This window comes from Pseudomonas sp. Marseille-Q0931, from assembly GCF_940789645.1.
GTDB lineage: Bacteria > Pseudomonadota > Gammaproteobacteria > Pseudomonadales > Pseudomonadaceae > Aquipseudomonas.
The window spans coordinates 79,232-93,024 of the sequence record NZ_CALNWT010000017.1 but is presented as its reverse complement, the minus strand read 5'-3'; the positions used below and the strand labels follow the sequence as shown (position 1 = coordinate 93,024).

Below are 13,793 nucleotides of genomic sequence, written 5' to 3'. Positions count from 1 at the left end.
GGATGCTCGGTTCACGATCTCGCCAACCCCTGTCCTGCTCTCGCGTTGCAGGGCCGGCGCGCAGTGGATCGTGGCTCGCACATGGGTGAGTTCGAGCTGATTCGTCACTACTTCGCCGCGGCCCCCTGTGCGCAGGGTGGCGACGGCGTGGTTCGTGGCATTGGCGATGATTGCGCGCTGCTGGCGCTGCCAGCCGACGAACAGTTGGCGGTTTCCACCGATACGCTGGTCGCCGGGGTGCACTTCCCCGACGCCTGCGATGCCTTTCTCCTCGGTCAGCGTGCGCTGGCCGTCTCTGCCAGCGACCTGGCCGCCATGGGCGCCACGCCGCTCGCCTTTACCCTCGCGCTGACCCTGCCGAGCGTCAGCGAGGCCTGGCTGGCCGCGTTCGCTCGCGGCTTGCAGCTGATGGCGCAGAACTGCTCGATGACGCTGGTCGGGGGCGATACCACACGCGGTCCGCTGAGCCTGACGCTGACCGTGTTCGGCCGGGTGCCGCGCGGGCAGGCGCTGCTACGCAGCGGTGCGCAGGTGGGGGATCTGCTCTGTGTCGGTGGCGAGCTGGGCGACGCCGCCGGGGCGTTGCCACTGGCACTGGGGCAGCGTAATGCGCCAGATGAAATCCGCGAGGCGCTGCTGGCGCGCTACTGGTCGCCGCAACCGCAATTGGCCCTGGGCCAGGCCTTGCGTGGGCGGGCCACGGCCGCGCTGGATATTTCCGACGGGCTGCTAGCCGACTGTGGTCATATTGCCGAGGCTTCGCAGGTAGCCTTGCAGATCGAACTGGAGCGAGTTCCACTGTCTACGCCGCTACGTGCGTTCGCTGGTGAAGAGCACGCGCGGGCCTGCGCGCTGAGTGGTGGCGATGATTACCGCCTGGCCTTTACCCTACCGCCAGCGTTGCTTGCTGATGTACAGGCCGATTGGCTCGATGTGCGGGTTATCGGCCGTGTGCTGGCCGGTACTGGCGTACAGTTGTTGGATGCTGCAGGTCAGCCCATCGAACCGCCCCGTGGCGGCTATCAACATTTCTGACAGGACGGAGTGCGTGTGACCGATCACCCCAACCAGGTTCCCGCCGAATACGTACCGCCCTCGGTGTGGCGTAATCCCTGGCACTTCATTGCCTTCGGCTTCGGCTCCGGCACCTTGCCCAAGGCGCCCGGTACCTGGGGCTCGCTGGTGGCACTGCCGTTCGTGCCGCTGTGGCAGATGCTGCCGGACTGGGGCTACTGGCTGCTGCTCGGCGTGACCATGCTGTTCGGCTTCTGGCTGTGCGGCAAGGTCGCCGACGACCTGCGCGTGCACGACCATGAAGGCATCGTCTGGGACGAGATGGTCGGCATGTGGATCACCCTGTGGCTGGTGCCTGAGGGGTGGGTCTGGTTACTGCTAGGCTTTCTCATGTTTCGTCTGTTCGACATCGTCAAACCCTGGCCGATTCGCTGGATCGACCGTCATGTGCATGGCGGTGTCGGCATCATGCTCGATGACATCATCGCCGGGGTCTTCGCCTGGCTGGCCATGCAGGGGCTGGTCTGGGCCTGGGCCAACTACGGAGCAGGGCTGGGTTTCTAAAAGGTCATGGGGATGAGGCAAAGCTGGTTGGGCGTACTGTTGATGCTGTGCACCCTGAGCGGTGCTCAGGCGCAGAGTGATCTGCCAGACGAGATACGCCTGGCCAGCGAGGTGTGGGAAGCCTACACCGAAGCCGACGGTACCGGCCTGGGCTGGGACATCATGCGTGAGGTGTTCGAGCCGGCAGGCGTCAGGCTGAGCATCTACAGCGTGCCCTACACGCGCGCCGTCGGGCTCGTGCAGCGCGGCGGGGCCGATGCCTGGGTCGGTGCCTATCGCGACGAGATCGAGGATCAGGTGTTTTACCCCAAGGAGCACTATGACAGCGATCAGATCGTCGCGGTCGGCCTCAAGGACAAGCCCGTGCCGACGCTGGAGAGCCTGGGCAAATACCGGTTGGTCTGGGTGAGAGGCTATGGCTACGAGGAATATCTGCCGAATGTGCGCGACTACCGGGAAGTGCAGCGGCGTGGCGGTATCCTCGGCATGCTCAACCTGGGCCATGCGGACTTCTACATCGATGCTCGTCCCGAGGTCGACTACGTCCTGAACCAGGCCGCCAACCCGCAGCGGTATCGCGTGACGGATCTGACCCAGTTGCCGCTTTATCTCGGTTTTGCCGATACGCCGCGTGGTCGTGCCCTGGCAGAGCTTTATGACCAGCGTCTGGCCAGGCTGATTGCCAGCGGCGAGTTGCGGTCGATCTTCGCGCGCTGGCATTGGCCCTATCCCTTCGACTGAGCCGGGAGACCCTCATTCATGCTGCTTCGTCATTGTCTCGCTGTGCTGGTGCTGTCGTGTTCGAGCCTTTCCTGGGCGGCTTCTCAGGTCCAGGTGGTCGGTCTGTTTCCCGGCGCGGCAGTGGTCAACGTCGACGGCCAGCGCAAGCTGGTGCGAGTCGGTCAGAGCGGCCCGGGCGGTGTGCAGGTGGTCAGCGTCGACAAGCAGGGCGCGGTGTTGCGCGTCGATGGTGTCGAGCGCGCCTATCCGCTGAGTCGCGAATACAGCGCCGGTTTCGCCGAACCGGTTAGAAAGCGCCTGAGCATTGCCAAGGGGCCAGGTGGCCACTACTGGATCACCGGTTCGGTCAACGGCCAAAGCGTGCCATTTCTGGTGGATACCGGTGCCACGTCGGTTGCCCTCAATGAAGCCCAGGCGCGCCGCCTGGGCATCGACTTTCGCGTCAGTGGGCAACCGCTCACGGTCAGTACTGCCAGTGGTACGGCGCGTGGCTGGCGGGTCCGCCTGGATCGGGTCAAGATCGGCGACATCGAGGTGCTTGGCGTCGAGGCCGTGGTGCTGGAAGGGGGCGCCCCCGCCGAAGCCTTGCTCGGCATGAGCTTCATGAGTCGCGTCGGCTGGCGCGAGGAGCAGGGCATGCTGGTGCTGGAGTCCAAGCTCTGATCACGGCATTAACCGTTTCGATACCGATGATCAGCAATTCTGTCTGACCCGGCCGCTGGGCCTGCTGATACAATGCGCGCCTGTTTCGTACTCATTGCTAGGAGTATCCGGTGTCCGTCGTGTTCGTCGCCGCCTCCCAACTGCCCACCCCTTTCGGTGTGTTCACCATGCACGGTTTCCTCGACGAGGCCACCGGCAAGGAGCACGTCGCCCTGACCTTCGGCAACGTCGCCGATGGTGCTCCGGTGCTCGGGCGTCTGCATTCCGAATGCCTGACCGGCGACGCGCTGTTCAGCCTGCGTTGCGACTGCGGCGCCCAACTGCAGGCAGCGCTGCAGGCCATCGCCAATGAGGGTCGCGGTGTGCTGCTGTATCTGCGTCAGGAAGGTCGTGGCATCGGCCTGCTGAACAAGATCCGTGCCTATGAACTGCAGGACGGCGGTGCCGATACCGTGGAGGCCAACGAGCGTCTGGGCTTCGGTGCCGACCAGCGCGACTACGCCATCTGCCTGCCAATGCTCGAGCATCTGCGAATCAACAGCCTCAAGCTGATGACCAACAATCCGCGCAAGGTCAAGGCGCTGGGCGACATGGGCATCGCCGTGGATCATCGCGTGCCGCTGCAGATCGCGCACAACCCCTACAACAAGCGCTACCTCGCCACCAAGGCCGGCAAGCTCGGCCATATGCTGGGTAACCAGCATCAGGGTGAGGCCGAGGAAAGCCTGTGACCCGAGGCCAGGTAAAGCGCCGGCTGGCGCTGGCCTGGTGGCGCCAGCTGGGCGTGGCGCTGGCGCCGCTTTTCGTATTCAACCTGCTGTTCGGTGGCGGTAATACCACGGTGCTGACCATGCCGCTGTTCATCGCCGGCCTGGCCTCGATGTTCGTCAGCCTGCCGCTGTTTTCCGCCTACAAGCGCGCGCTGATCGCCTCCGAGAAGGCGCTCGACAGCGAAGCCGAACCCGCCGCCTGGCTGGAGCTGGATCGTGTACGCCTGCGCGCTCTTTTGGGCGCCGCGCTGCCGGCCTGGATCGCTGCACTGGCGGTGCTGGCTGGCCTGGAGGCGATTCCGTTGGTGCTGCTCGCACTGGCGTCCATCGTCCTGCACAGCCTCTATCGCATCCCCCATCAGCTGGGCTGACATGCGTAAGTGGCTGCTCGCCCTGTGCCTGCTGACGCTGCCGCTGTCGGCCGCCGAACGGGTGATCAGCCTGGCGCCCTCGCTCAGCGAAATCATGCTCGACCTGGATGCCGCCGACCTGCTGGTCGGTGTACTCGACGGGGATGAGCGTCCAGCCGCGCTGGCGCATCTGCCCACCGTTGGGCGTTATGGCCAGCTGGAATTCGAGCGTCTGCTGCAATTGGCACCGGATCTGATCCTCATCGCGCCAGGCAGCGTGCCGCCCGCGCAGCAGGCGCAGTTGCGGGGTTTAGGTATCGATCTGTTGATCGTCGAGCCGCAACGCCTCGACCAACTCGGCGATGCCTTCGTACGCATTGGCAAGCGAATTGGCCGGCCGGAGCCGGGTGAGCAGCTGGCGTCCGAGTTTCGGGGCGCGCTGGATGCGTTGCGTCAGCGCTACCGGCGCGATCAGCCCCTGTCGGTGTTCTATCAGATCTGGCACCAGCCGCTTTACACCATCGGTGGCCAGCAACTGATTGGTGATGCCCTGCAGGTGTGCGGTGCGCGCAACCTGTTCGATGACCTGCCGCAGCCTGCGCCTCAGGTCAGCGTCGAAGCGGTGCTGGCGCGTGATCCAGATGTGATTCTTGGCGGTAGCAACGCCGAATTGTCCGCTTGGCAGGCCTGGCCGCAGTTGCATGCGGTACGCCTGGGGCAGGTCTGGGCGGTGCCGGACAAGGGCCTGGAAAGGCCCAGCCGGCAGATGCTCGGGGCCATCGAAGAGCTGTGCGCGCTGATGGCGTCGGCGCGTTAGCGTTACGTGGGGTGCATAGCGTCACGTAGGGTGGGTTGGCCGCTTGTTGCGATGGTCGGTTGATTCACTGTGCTTGATGCGGCGTAACCCACCATTGGTGCAAGACGATCTATCGCCTGGTGGGTTACGTGGGGCAGCCATCCGAGCGCACAGTGTTTATCGGCGTCGGCTATGTTGGTGTTCAGCGCCGCTAACCCACCCTACGGTTGTTGCTCATCAACTTTAGAGCTGCGGCGTCCAGGTCACGGCGAATAGCGCGGTGCGGCCGGCGCTGTTGTAGCCGAATCGGCCATTGGCTGTGCTGTAGGTCGCTTCTGCGTAATCCTTGTCCAGCAGGTTATCCAGCTTCAGGCTCAGGCCCAGCTCCTGGGTGGCCTGCCAGGCGGCGCGCAGGCTGAGCAGGCCGTAGCCGCTCATCTCGATCTCGTTCTCGGCATCGTCGTAGCGACCACTGATCGCGCGCCAGCCTGCGCCCACCGAGACATCGCCAAAGCGGCGGTCGAGATCCAGGCTCAGTGTACGTTTGGCACGGCGCTGCAGGGTGTGGCCGCTGTCGCGGTCACGCGGGTCGATCAGCGCCAGGGCGAGGTTGCCCTGCCAGCCGAAAAGCTCCTGCTGCACGGCGGCTTCGAAGCCGTTGATCCGGGCTGTCTGGATGTTCTGCGGAATGAAGTTCTGGTCCAGAACGATGGCGTCCTCGATCTCGGTGCTGTACACGGACGCCTGCAGGGAGCCGGTGTCGCTGTAACGGCTGCGCCATTGCAGTTCGTAGCTCTTCGAGCGTTCCGCGGCGAGGTCGGGGTTGGCGCTTGGGAAGCACAGGCCACCGGCGCAGAAGTCCGGGTAATACAGGTCGTTGAAGGTCGGTGCGCGGAAACCTTCGCTATAGGACAGGATCAGGTCGTTGGCCTGGTTCAGGGGCAGGGTCAATGCCGCGTTCCAGGTGTTCTCGTTGCCGAACTGCTGGTTGTCGTCATGACGCAGGCCCAGCTCGGTGGAGAAACGCTCACCGGCGTAGCGATGCTGAATGAAGGCCGCTCGGTTCCAGCGTGAGTCCTCGACGAAATCCGTGGTGCCCTGTGCTCGATCTTCATACCAGTCCAGACCCAGCAGCAGTTGATGGTTGTCGCTCAGTGTCAGCGTGTTCAGCCAGTTTGCAGCGTCACGATAGGTGTTGAATTGACTGACGCTGCCGCCTGCCTGGTCGTTGCCGCTGTCGCGCTTGTCCTCGCTATGCCCCAATTCCAGGCGGCTATTCCACGCGTCGTTGAGGCGTGCATCGATAAAGCCAGAGATGCTGCTGAGCAGGAAGTCAGTGGTCGGCAGCGAGCCGGTAAAGACATCGTCGTATTCCACCTGGCCGCGTTGATCGAGCGCACTGAAGCCCACCTGCAGGTCATCGTGGAAACGATGCGACAGATTCAGGCTGAGCGAGCGGTTGCGATAGGCGTCGTCATCGCCATTGGCGCCGAAACCGTCGCGAGTGGCATCAATGCCGGCCGTCTCGTCCAGGGCGGCGCCGAGATTGAAGCGCGTGCGCTGGTCGCCACCGGAGAGGCCGAGGCTGCGCTGGTAGGTGCTGTCGCTGCCGGCTGCCAGGCGAGCGTAGGGTTTGAGGCCCTGGCCGTCGCCCTTGCGGGTGAAGATCTGAATCACCCCGCCGATGGCGTCGGAGCCATAGAGCGCCGAACGGGCGCCGCGCACGACCTCGATGCGCTCGATTTGCTCAGGCGCGAGAAATTCCAGGCTGCTGGTACCGCTGGACGCGGCCGAGATACGTTGACCGTCGACCAACACCAGGGTCTGCGCCGTGCTGGTGCCGCGCAGAAAGACGCCTGTCTGGCTGCCAGCACCACCGGTGCGCACGACGCCAAGACCGGGTACGCGCTCCAGCAGTTCAGCAACGCTGCTGACCTGCAGACGCTCGATATCCGCCCGTTCGAACACCGTGGTCGCCGCTGTAGCCTGGGCTTGCGGCTCGGCCAGGCGCCCGGAGGTCACCACCAGAGGGGCACTCATATAGGGCTCGGCAGCCAATACGGCAGTAGGCATGACGGCGATGGCCAAAGCCAGGCGGGACAGTTTCATTATCGAGATTCCTCAAAGTCGGCAGACATTCGAGGAGGGCAGGGGCAAGCGCGGGACGGCGGCGCTTGACGGTGCGGCCCTCCGCAACACCAGTCACACCGTCAGGGCCGGTCTCCGGACTCTCGACCCGCGTCCGCCTTCCCGGTATTACCCAGTGGCTGTTGGGCGTGGTTGCAGGCTCTTGGGCCTGCGGTCGATTACCGTTGCGGGGGCAGCGTCGGGGTTGCTCATGAAGAGCGCACCGACTTCCCGTTTAACGCCGCTTGCGCAGCGCACCCTGGCGGAACATGAAGTGCGCGCACCTTAAAGTGCGTGTCTATGAATGACAAGCAAGCCCGGCTCATTCAGCGATGAGCGGGCTTCATGCTCAGGCCTGAAGCAGGTTCAGGCGCTGGCGTACCGCGCGCTCAATGCCGGCTTCGTCGAGGCCGCATTCGGCGAGCATCTGGCTGGGCTTGGCGTGCTCGACGTAGTAGTCCGGCAGGCCCAGGTGCAGCATCGGCACCTGGCAGTTCTCGGCAGCGAAGAATTCGCTGACCGCGCTGCCGGCGCCACCCATGATGCTGTTTTCCTCGATGGTCACCAGCAGCGCGTGGCTGCCTGCCAGTTCGCGTAGCAAGGCTTCGTCGAGGGGTTTGACGAAGCGCATGTCGACCACTGTGGCATCCAGTGTTTCGCCGACGCGTAGGGCTTCGGCCAGTTGCACGCCGAAGGCCAGCAGGGCGACGCCCTTGCCCTGGCGGCGTATCACGGCCTTGCCAATTTCCAGCGGTTCCAGGCCGGCATCGAGCGGCGCGTTGGGGCCGCTGCCGCGCGGGTAGCGCACCGCCGCCGGGCCGTCGAACAGGTGGCCGGTGGTGAGCATGCGGCGCAACTCGTTCTCGTCGCTCGGCGTCATCACCAGCATGCCGGGGATGCAGCGCAAGTAGGACAGGTCGAAGCTGCCGGCATGGGTCGGGCCGTCTTCGCCGACCAGGCCGGCGCGGTCGATGGCGAACAGCACGTCGAGGTGCTGCACGGCCACGTCGTGAATCAACTGGTCATAGGCGCGCTGGAGGAAGGTGGAATAGATCGCTACCACCGGCTTGGCGCCTTCGCAGGCCATGCCGGCCGCCAGGGTCACGGCGTGCTGCTCGGCAATCGCCACGTCGAAGTAACGCTCGGGGAAGCGCTCGCTGAAGGCCACGAGATCCGAGCCTTCCTTCATCGCCGGGGTGATGCCGACCAGGCGCGCGTCCTGCTCAGCCATGTCGCACAGCCACTGGCCGAACACGTTGGAGTATTTCGGGCCGCTGGGCTTCTTCGGTGCTGCGACCGGGGTCACCGGTTCCAGCTTGGTGATGGCGTGGTAGCCGATGGGATCAAGCTCGGCCGGGGCGAAGCCCTTGCCCTTCTTGGTCACCACGTGGAGGAACTGCGGGCCGTCGAGGTCGCGCATATTGCGCAGAGTCGCCAGCAGCGTGGGCAGGTCGTGGCCGTCGATGGGGCCGACGTAGTTCCAGCCCAGTTCCTCGAACAGGGTGCCAGGCACCAGCATGCCCTTGGCATGTTCCTCGACCTTGCGTGCGATTTCCCAGGCGCCGGGCAGGTGCGAGAGGATCTTCTTGCTGCCCTCGCGCATGCTGGCGTAGGTGCGGCTGGAGATGATCTTGGCCAGATAGTTGGACAGGCCGCCGACATTCTTGGAGATCGACATGTCGTTGTCGTTGAGGATCACCAGCATGTTGGCGCCGACATCGGTGGCGTGGTTGAGCGCCTCGAAGGCCATGCCGGCGGTCAGCGCGCCGTCGCCGATCACCGCTACGCTCTTGCGCTTCTCGCCCTTCAGGCGGGCGGCGATTGCCATGCCCAGCGCCGCGCTGATGCTGGTGCTGGAGTGGCCGACGCCGAAGGTGTCGTACTCGCTCTCGCTGCGGCGCGGGAAGGCGGCCAGACCGTCCTTCTGGCGCAGGCTGCCCATGCGCTCGCGACGGCCGGTGAGAATCTTGTGCGGGTAGGCCTGGTGACCGACGTCCCACACCAGGCGGTCATCGGGAGTGTCGAAGACGTAGTGCAGGGCGATGGTCAGCTCGATCACGCCGAGGCCGGCACCGAAGTGCCCGCCGCTCTGGCCGACGCTGTAAAGCAGGTACTGGCGCAGTTCATCGGCGAGGGTTTCCAGGTCCGCTTCGGCCAGGCGGCGCAGTTCGTCGGGCGTGTTGGCGCTGTCGAGCAGCGGCGTCAACGGGCGCTCGCGGGGGATCTCGTGGAAAGTGGTCGGCATCAGGCGAATCGTTATAGGTGTAAAAGATGCGGCAGTTTACCTGATGCCAGGAAAACAGCTCAATTTGCTGACCACATCGGCGTTACCGGTAGTGTCTCGCGAGGAAATCCAGCAGCAGGGCGTTGACCCGTTCGGCGCATTCGGCCTGCAGCCAGTGGCCGGCGCCGGGCAGGTCGTGGCGGCCCAGGTGCGGCACCTTGTCGCCCATGCGTTTCAGAGTCGGCGCCTCGAAGCGCCCGACCGGATCGTTTTCCCCGAGCAGGAACAGCGTCGGCTGCGTGATCTGCAGACCCGCCAGATGCTCGGTGCGTTGCCAGTTGCGCTCGAAGTTGCGGTACCAGTTCAGTGCGCCGCGGAAACCGTGGCGCTCGAAGGTGCGCAGGTAGTGGGCGAACATCGCCTCGCTGCACCAGCTCGGCAAGGGCAGGTCGTCCGGCATGCCGTCGAACAACCGCGCATCGGCGGGCTTGTCCTGCGCCAGCAGCGCGTCGCCGAGGCCACCGAGCAGCAGGCGCAGGCTGCGGCCGATGTCATCGTCCAGTTCGGCCTCGGCCAGCCCCGGTTGCTGGAAGTAGAGGATGTAATGGAAACGCCCGGCGTAGGCCTCGCGCATCATTTCGATGGCTGGGCGTTTCGGCCGCCCGCCGAACGGCACCGACAGTGCGCCGAGCGCCTTGACCCGCTCGGGCTCCAGAAGCGCCAGGTGCCAGGCCACCGGCGCGCCCCAGTCGTGGCCTACCACCGCCACCTCGTGCTGGCCGAGCATGTCCATGGCGGCCTGGATATCGCCGCACAGGGTGAGCAGCTCATAGGCCGCGGGATCGGCCGGCGCGCTGCTGGCGCCGTAGCCGCGCATCTCCGGGGCAAAAACGCGATAGCCGGCGGCGGCCAGCGCCTCGATCTGCGGATGCCAGGCGTACCAGCATTCGGGAAAGCCATGCAGCAACCACACCGGCCGGCCGTGCTCGGGGCCGGCGTTGTACAGGCTGAGTTCGATGTCATTGACGGCGAGCAGGCGGTGGTCGAGGTGCATGGGCGATTACCAGGTGTCGATGAAGGGGCGTTTCTTGCCGTCGCGCCGGGGCGGACGCGGCGCCGCATTAAGGCCGCGCAGCAGCCAGGCGCGGCTGTCGGCCGGGTCGATCACGGCGTCGATCTCAAGGTAGCTGGCCATGTTCAGCGCCTTGCCGTTTTGGTAGGCCTTGGCCACCAGCTTGTCGAACAGCGCCTGGCGCGCGGCCTCGTCCGGCTGGGCCGCCAGCTCCTTGGCGAAACCCAGGCGCACCGCACCTTCCAGGCCCATGGCGCCGAACTCGCCACTGGGCCAGGCGGCGGTGAACAGCGGCGAGTGGAAACTGCCGGCCGCCATGGCTTGGGCGCCGAGGCCGTAGCCTTTGCGCAGCACCAGGGTGAAGAAGGGCACCGTGAGGCTGGCGGCGGTAACGAACAGGCGCGAGACATGACGCACCGTGGCCTGTTTCTCCGCATCCGGGCCGACCATGAAGCCGGGGGTGTCGCACAGCGAGACGATGGGCAGGTCATGCGCTTCGCACAGTTGCAGGAAGCGCGCGGCTTTGTCGCCGGCCACGGCATCGATGGCGCCACCCAGGTGCGCGGGGTTGTTGGCGATCAGGCCGAACGGTTTGCCTTCGATGCGGATCAGCGCGGTGATCAGGCCGGGGGCGAACTGGCGGCGCAGTTCCAGCACGCTGCCGTGATCGGCCAGCAGTTCGATCACCTGGCGGATGTCGTACACGCGCAGGCGGTTTTCCGGGATCACATGGCGCAGCTCGCGGGGATCGCTGCACTGCCAGTCGCTTACCGGGCCCTGGAAATAGCCCAGGTACTGCTTGGCCACGGCGACCGCTGCGGCCTCGTCTTCGACCAGCACGTCGATCACCCCGTTGGGGCCCTGCACGCTGGCCGGGCCGACCTGCTCGGGAGTGAAACTGCCCAGGCCGCCGCCTTCGATCATCGCCGGGCCGGCCATACCGATGCTGGCGTTACGAGTGGCGATGATCACGTCGCAGCAGCCGAGCAGTGCGGCGTTGCCGGCGAAGCAGCGGCCGGAGACCACGGCTACCGTCGGCACCAGGCCGGAGAGTTTGGCCATGGCGACGAAGGTGTGACAGTCCAGCCCGGCCACGCCGACGAAATCGGTATCCCCCGGCCGGCCGCCACCGCCTTCGGCGAACAGCACCACCGGCAGGCGCCACTGCTCGGCCAGGGCCAGCATGCGGTCGGTCTTCTTGTGGTTCATCACGCCCTGGGTGCCGGCGAATACCGTGTAGTCGTAGGCGATGGCCATGCAGCGCGCGGCCTCGCTGCCGAAGCTCGCGGCGTTCACCGTGCCGATGCCGGCGACCAGGCCGTCGGCCGGGCTCAGTTCCAGCAGCTCCTCGGGCGAACGTCGACGGCGCTGGGCGGCCAGGGCCATGGCGCCGTATTCGATAAAACTGTCTGCATCGAGCAAGTCCGCGAGGTTTTCTCTCACCGTGCGCTGGCCGGTCTTGCGCCTTTTCGCCACGGCTTCGGGGCGGCGCGCATCGGTTAGGCGTGCGTGGCGCTCCAGCACCTCGGCCAGGTCGGCGCGGATATGCGCCAGGTCGACCGCCTGCTCGCCATAACTGTCCAGACCATCCACCTCGGCCGGCTGCAGGAACGCCAGCGCCTGGCCCTCGCCGATGGCTTCACCGGGTACAACCGTCAGCGCGCGAACGATACCGCTGTGCTCGGCCTTGACCTCGAACTCCATCTTCATCGCTTCCAGCACGGCGATGGGTTGGCCGGCGGCCACGGCGTCGCCCTCGGCCACCGCCAGGCTGACCAGCACGCCAGCGCTGGGTGCGTTCAAGGCCAGGGTGCCAGGCGGTGCATCGACAGTGGCCTTGGCGCTGTGCAGCGCGGCGTCAGCGGCGAAGTAGCGATGCGGGTGGGCCTGCTCGCGGGCGGCCAGCAACTCGCTCAGATGACGCTCGACATAGGTGGTGTCGACCTGGTTGGCAATCACCTCGTCGCGCTGCAGCAGGTTCTGCAGCAGGTGCAGGTTGCTCGCCACGCCTTCGATGCGGAACTCGCACAGCGCCCGGTAGGCGCGGCGCAGGGCGCTGGGGTAGTCGCTGGCGCTGGCGATCAGCTTGGCGATCAGCGAGTCGTAGGCCGGGCTCACCGCATAGCCGGCATAGCCGCAGCCATCCACGCGCAGGCCAGGACCGGAGGGCGGCTGGTAGGCGGCGAGCACGCCGCTGGCCGGGCGCGCGCTGCCATCGACGAGTAGGGTTTCCAGATTCAGACGCACCTGCACGGCATAGCCGTTGATCGCCGGTGGCGCGAGCAGGTTCAGCTCGGCCAGGCTTTTGCCGGCGGCCAGGTGCAATTGCGTGTGCAGCAGGTCGACGCCGGTGACCTGTTCGGTGACGGTGTGCTCCACCTGCACGCGCGGGTTGGCTTCCATGAAGTAGAAGCGCCCCGGCTGGTCGAGGTCGAGCAGGAACTCCAAGGTGCCGATGCCACGATACTGCACCTCTGCGGCCAGGCGCAGGGCGCTGGCGATGATCGCGTCACGGGTGGCCGCATCCAGATCGGGGCTGGGCGCGATCTCCAGCAGCTTCTGGTGGCGGCGTTGCAGGCTGCAGTCACGCTCCCACAGGTGGCTGACCGCGCCGCTGCCGTCACCGAGCACTTGCACTTCAATATGCCGGGCGCGGCGCACACGCTTTTCCACGTACAGCGTGGCGTTGCCGAAGGCGCCCTCGGCTTCCGAGGCGCAACGGGGGAAGGCGTCGACCAGTTGCGCCGGATCATCCACCGCGCGCATGCCGCGCCCGCCACCGCCGGCCAGGGCCTTGAGCATTACGCTGCCGTGTTCGGCGAGAAAGGCGGCAGCCTGATCCAGCGTCACCGCCTGGTTGATGCCGGGTACCAGCGGCACCGCGCAGCGCTCGGCGAGAGCGCGGGCGGCGGCCTTGTCGCCGAACAGTTGCAGGGTCTCCGGCGTCGGGCCGACGAAGGTCAGCCCGGCGACCTGGCAACGGCGGGCGAATTCGGCGTTCTCGGCGAGAAAGCCGTAGCCGGGGTGGATGGCCGTGCAGCCCTGTTCACGGGCGATGGCGATCAACTGATCCATATCCAGATAGGCAGCCACGCCGCGCCCTGTGAGCGGCAACGCCAGGTCCGCCTTGCGTGTGTGCAGGCAGGTGCTGTCGTCCTCGGCGTACACCGCGACGCTGCAGATGCCGAGGTCGGCGCAGGCCTGGGCGATGCGGATGGCGATCTCGCCACGGTTGGCGATCAGCAGGGCGGGGAAGGGCATGGCGGCTCCGGACGTCTTGTCGTTATGGAGCCATCTTAGGTGGCTGGACGCAGGGGTAAAGCAAGCCTTATGCGGCGATCATGCTGGTATAGATGGTGATGATGACACGAGCCGTGGGGTGCGCTGTGCGTAGCTCGATCATCCCGAGAGCCTCTTGGGCTATCGCGGCTGAAGCCGCTCCCACAAGAGCGAGCCAGTGGCGCCGTCGCGA

The 13,793-nt window shown here is 66.0% G+C and carries 11 protein-coding genes and 1 riboswitch; of the genes, 7 read left to right on the top strand and 4 right to left on the bottom strand.

Features of this window, described 5'->3' with window-relative positions; genetic code table 11:
* Positions 1-81 precede the first annotated feature (81 nt).
* From thiL to P3C50_RS21775, 7 genes are all read left to right on the top strand, one after another.
* Entirely contained in the window at positions 82-1,035 is a 954-nt protein-coding gene (gene thiL / locus P3C50_RS21805) for a thiamine-phosphate kinase (RefSeq protein WP_275547593.1), read from the top strand.
* 15 nt (positions 1,036-1,050) lie between these two features.
* A complete protein-coding gene (locus P3C50_RS21800) occupies positions 1,051-1,578 on the top strand; it encodes a phosphatidylglycerophosphatase A (protein WP_064495007.1) in 528 nt (175 codons plus the stop codon).
* Positions 1,579-1,584: 6 nt separating this feature from the next.
* The gene (locus tag P3C50_RS21795; protein WP_275547592.1) at positions 1,585-2,319 is read left to right on the top strand and encodes a substrate-binding periplasmic protein; all 735 of its coding nucleotides are present in this window, start codon (positions 1,585-1,587) and stop codon (positions 2,317-2,319) included.
* Positions 2,320-2,337: 18 nt separating this feature from the next.
* Positions 2,338-2,982 carry a TIGR02281 family clan AA aspartic protease gene (locus P3C50_RS21790; RefSeq protein ID WP_275547591.1) on the top strand — a complete coding sequence of 215 codons (645 nt, stop codon included), beginning with the start codon at positions 2,338-2,340 and terminating at the stop codon, positions 2,980-2,982.
* A 110-nt stretch (positions 2,983-3,092) separates the two neighbouring features.
* Complete coding sequence (gene ribA / locus P3C50_RS21785; RefSeq protein ID WP_197855574.1) at positions 3,093-3,713, top strand: GTP cyclohydrolase II; 621 nt, start codon at positions 3,093-3,095, stop codon at positions 3,711-3,713.
* Positions 3,710-4,123 carry an MFS transporter gene (locus P3C50_RS21780; RefSeq protein WP_275547590.1) on the top strand — a complete coding sequence of 138 codons (414 nt, stop codon included), beginning with the start codon at positions 3,710-3,712 and terminating at the stop codon, positions 4,121-4,123. The genes ribA and P3C50_RS21780 overlap by 4 nt, the downstream gene beginning before the upstream one ends.
* Before the next feature lies 1 nt (position 4,124).
* The gene (locus P3C50_RS21775) at positions 4,125-4,919 is read left to right on the top strand and encodes a cobalamin-binding protein (protein ID WP_275547589.1); all 795 of its coding nucleotides are present in this window, start codon (positions 4,125-4,127) and stop codon (positions 4,917-4,919) included.
* A gap of 222 nt (positions 4,920-5,141) precedes the next feature.
* On the opposite strand, the gene P3C50_RS21770 is transcribed toward P3C50_RS21775, so the two are convergent.
* The 4 genes from P3C50_RS21770 to P3C50_RS21755 form a co-directional block, all read right to left on the bottom strand.
* Positions 5,142-7,007 (bottom strand): TonB-dependent receptor domain-containing protein, encoded by a 1,866-nt coding sequence (locus P3C50_RS21770; protein ID WP_275547588.1) that lies wholly within the window; start codon positions 7,005-7,007, stop codon positions 5,142-5,144.
* A gap of 87 nt (positions 7,008-7,094) precedes the next feature.
* Positions 7,095-7,302: riboswitch (cobalamin riboswitch) on the bottom strand.
* Between the two features lie 72 nt (positions 7,303-7,374).
* Complete coding sequence (gene dxs, locus P3C50_RS21765; protein WP_275547587.1) at positions 7,375-9,270, bottom strand: 1-deoxy-D-xylulose-5-phosphate synthase; 1,896 nt, start codon at positions 9,268-9,270, stop codon at positions 7,375-7,377.
* A gap of 82 nt (positions 9,271-9,352) precedes the next feature.
* Positions 9,353-10,303, bottom strand: a complete 951-nt coding sequence (locus tag P3C50_RS21760) for an alpha/beta fold hydrolase (protein WP_275547586.1) — start codon at positions 10,301-10,303, stop codon at positions 9,353-9,355.
* Between the two features lie 6 nt (positions 10,304-10,309).
* Entirely contained in the window at positions 10,310-13,582 is a 3,273-nt protein-coding gene (locus P3C50_RS21755) for a carboxyl transferase domain-containing protein (protein WP_275547585.1), read from the bottom strand.
* Between the last annotated feature and the right edge of the window lie 211 nt (positions 13,583-13,793).

Bases quoted from the DNA above. Each gene is read 5' to 3' on its own strand.
- thiL (WP_275547593.1), top strand. From the start codon at position 82: ATGGGTGAGTTCGAGCTGATTCGTCACTACTTCGCCGCGGCCCCCTGT.
- P3C50_RS21795 (WP_275547592.1), top strand. From the start codon at position 1,585: ATGGGGATGAGGCAAAGCTGGTTGGGCGTACTGTTGATGCTGTGCACC.
- P3C50_RS21790 (WP_275547591.1), top strand. From the start codon at position 2,338: ATGCTGCTTCGTCATTGTCTCGCTGTGCTGGTGCTGTCGTGTTCGAGC.
- P3C50_RS21775 (WP_275547589.1), top strand. From the start codon at position 4,125: ATGCGTAAGTGGCTGCTCGCCCTGTGCCTGCTGACGCTGCCGCTGTCG.
- P3C50_RS21770 (WP_275547588.1), bottom strand. From the start codon at position 7,007: ATGAAACTGTCCCGCCTGGCTTTGGCCATCGCCGTCATGCCTACTGCC.
- dxs (WP_275547587.1), bottom strand. From the start codon at position 9,270: ATGCCGACCACTTTCCACGAGATCCCCCGCGAGCGCCCGTTGACGCCG.
- P3C50_RS21760 (WP_275547586.1), bottom strand. From the start codon at position 10,303: ATGCACCTCGACCACCGCCTGCTCGCCGTCAATGACATCGAACTCAGC.
- P3C50_RS21755 (WP_275547585.1), bottom strand. From the start codon at position 13,582: ATGCCCTTCCCCGCCCTGCTGATCGCCAACCGTGGCGAGATCGCCATC.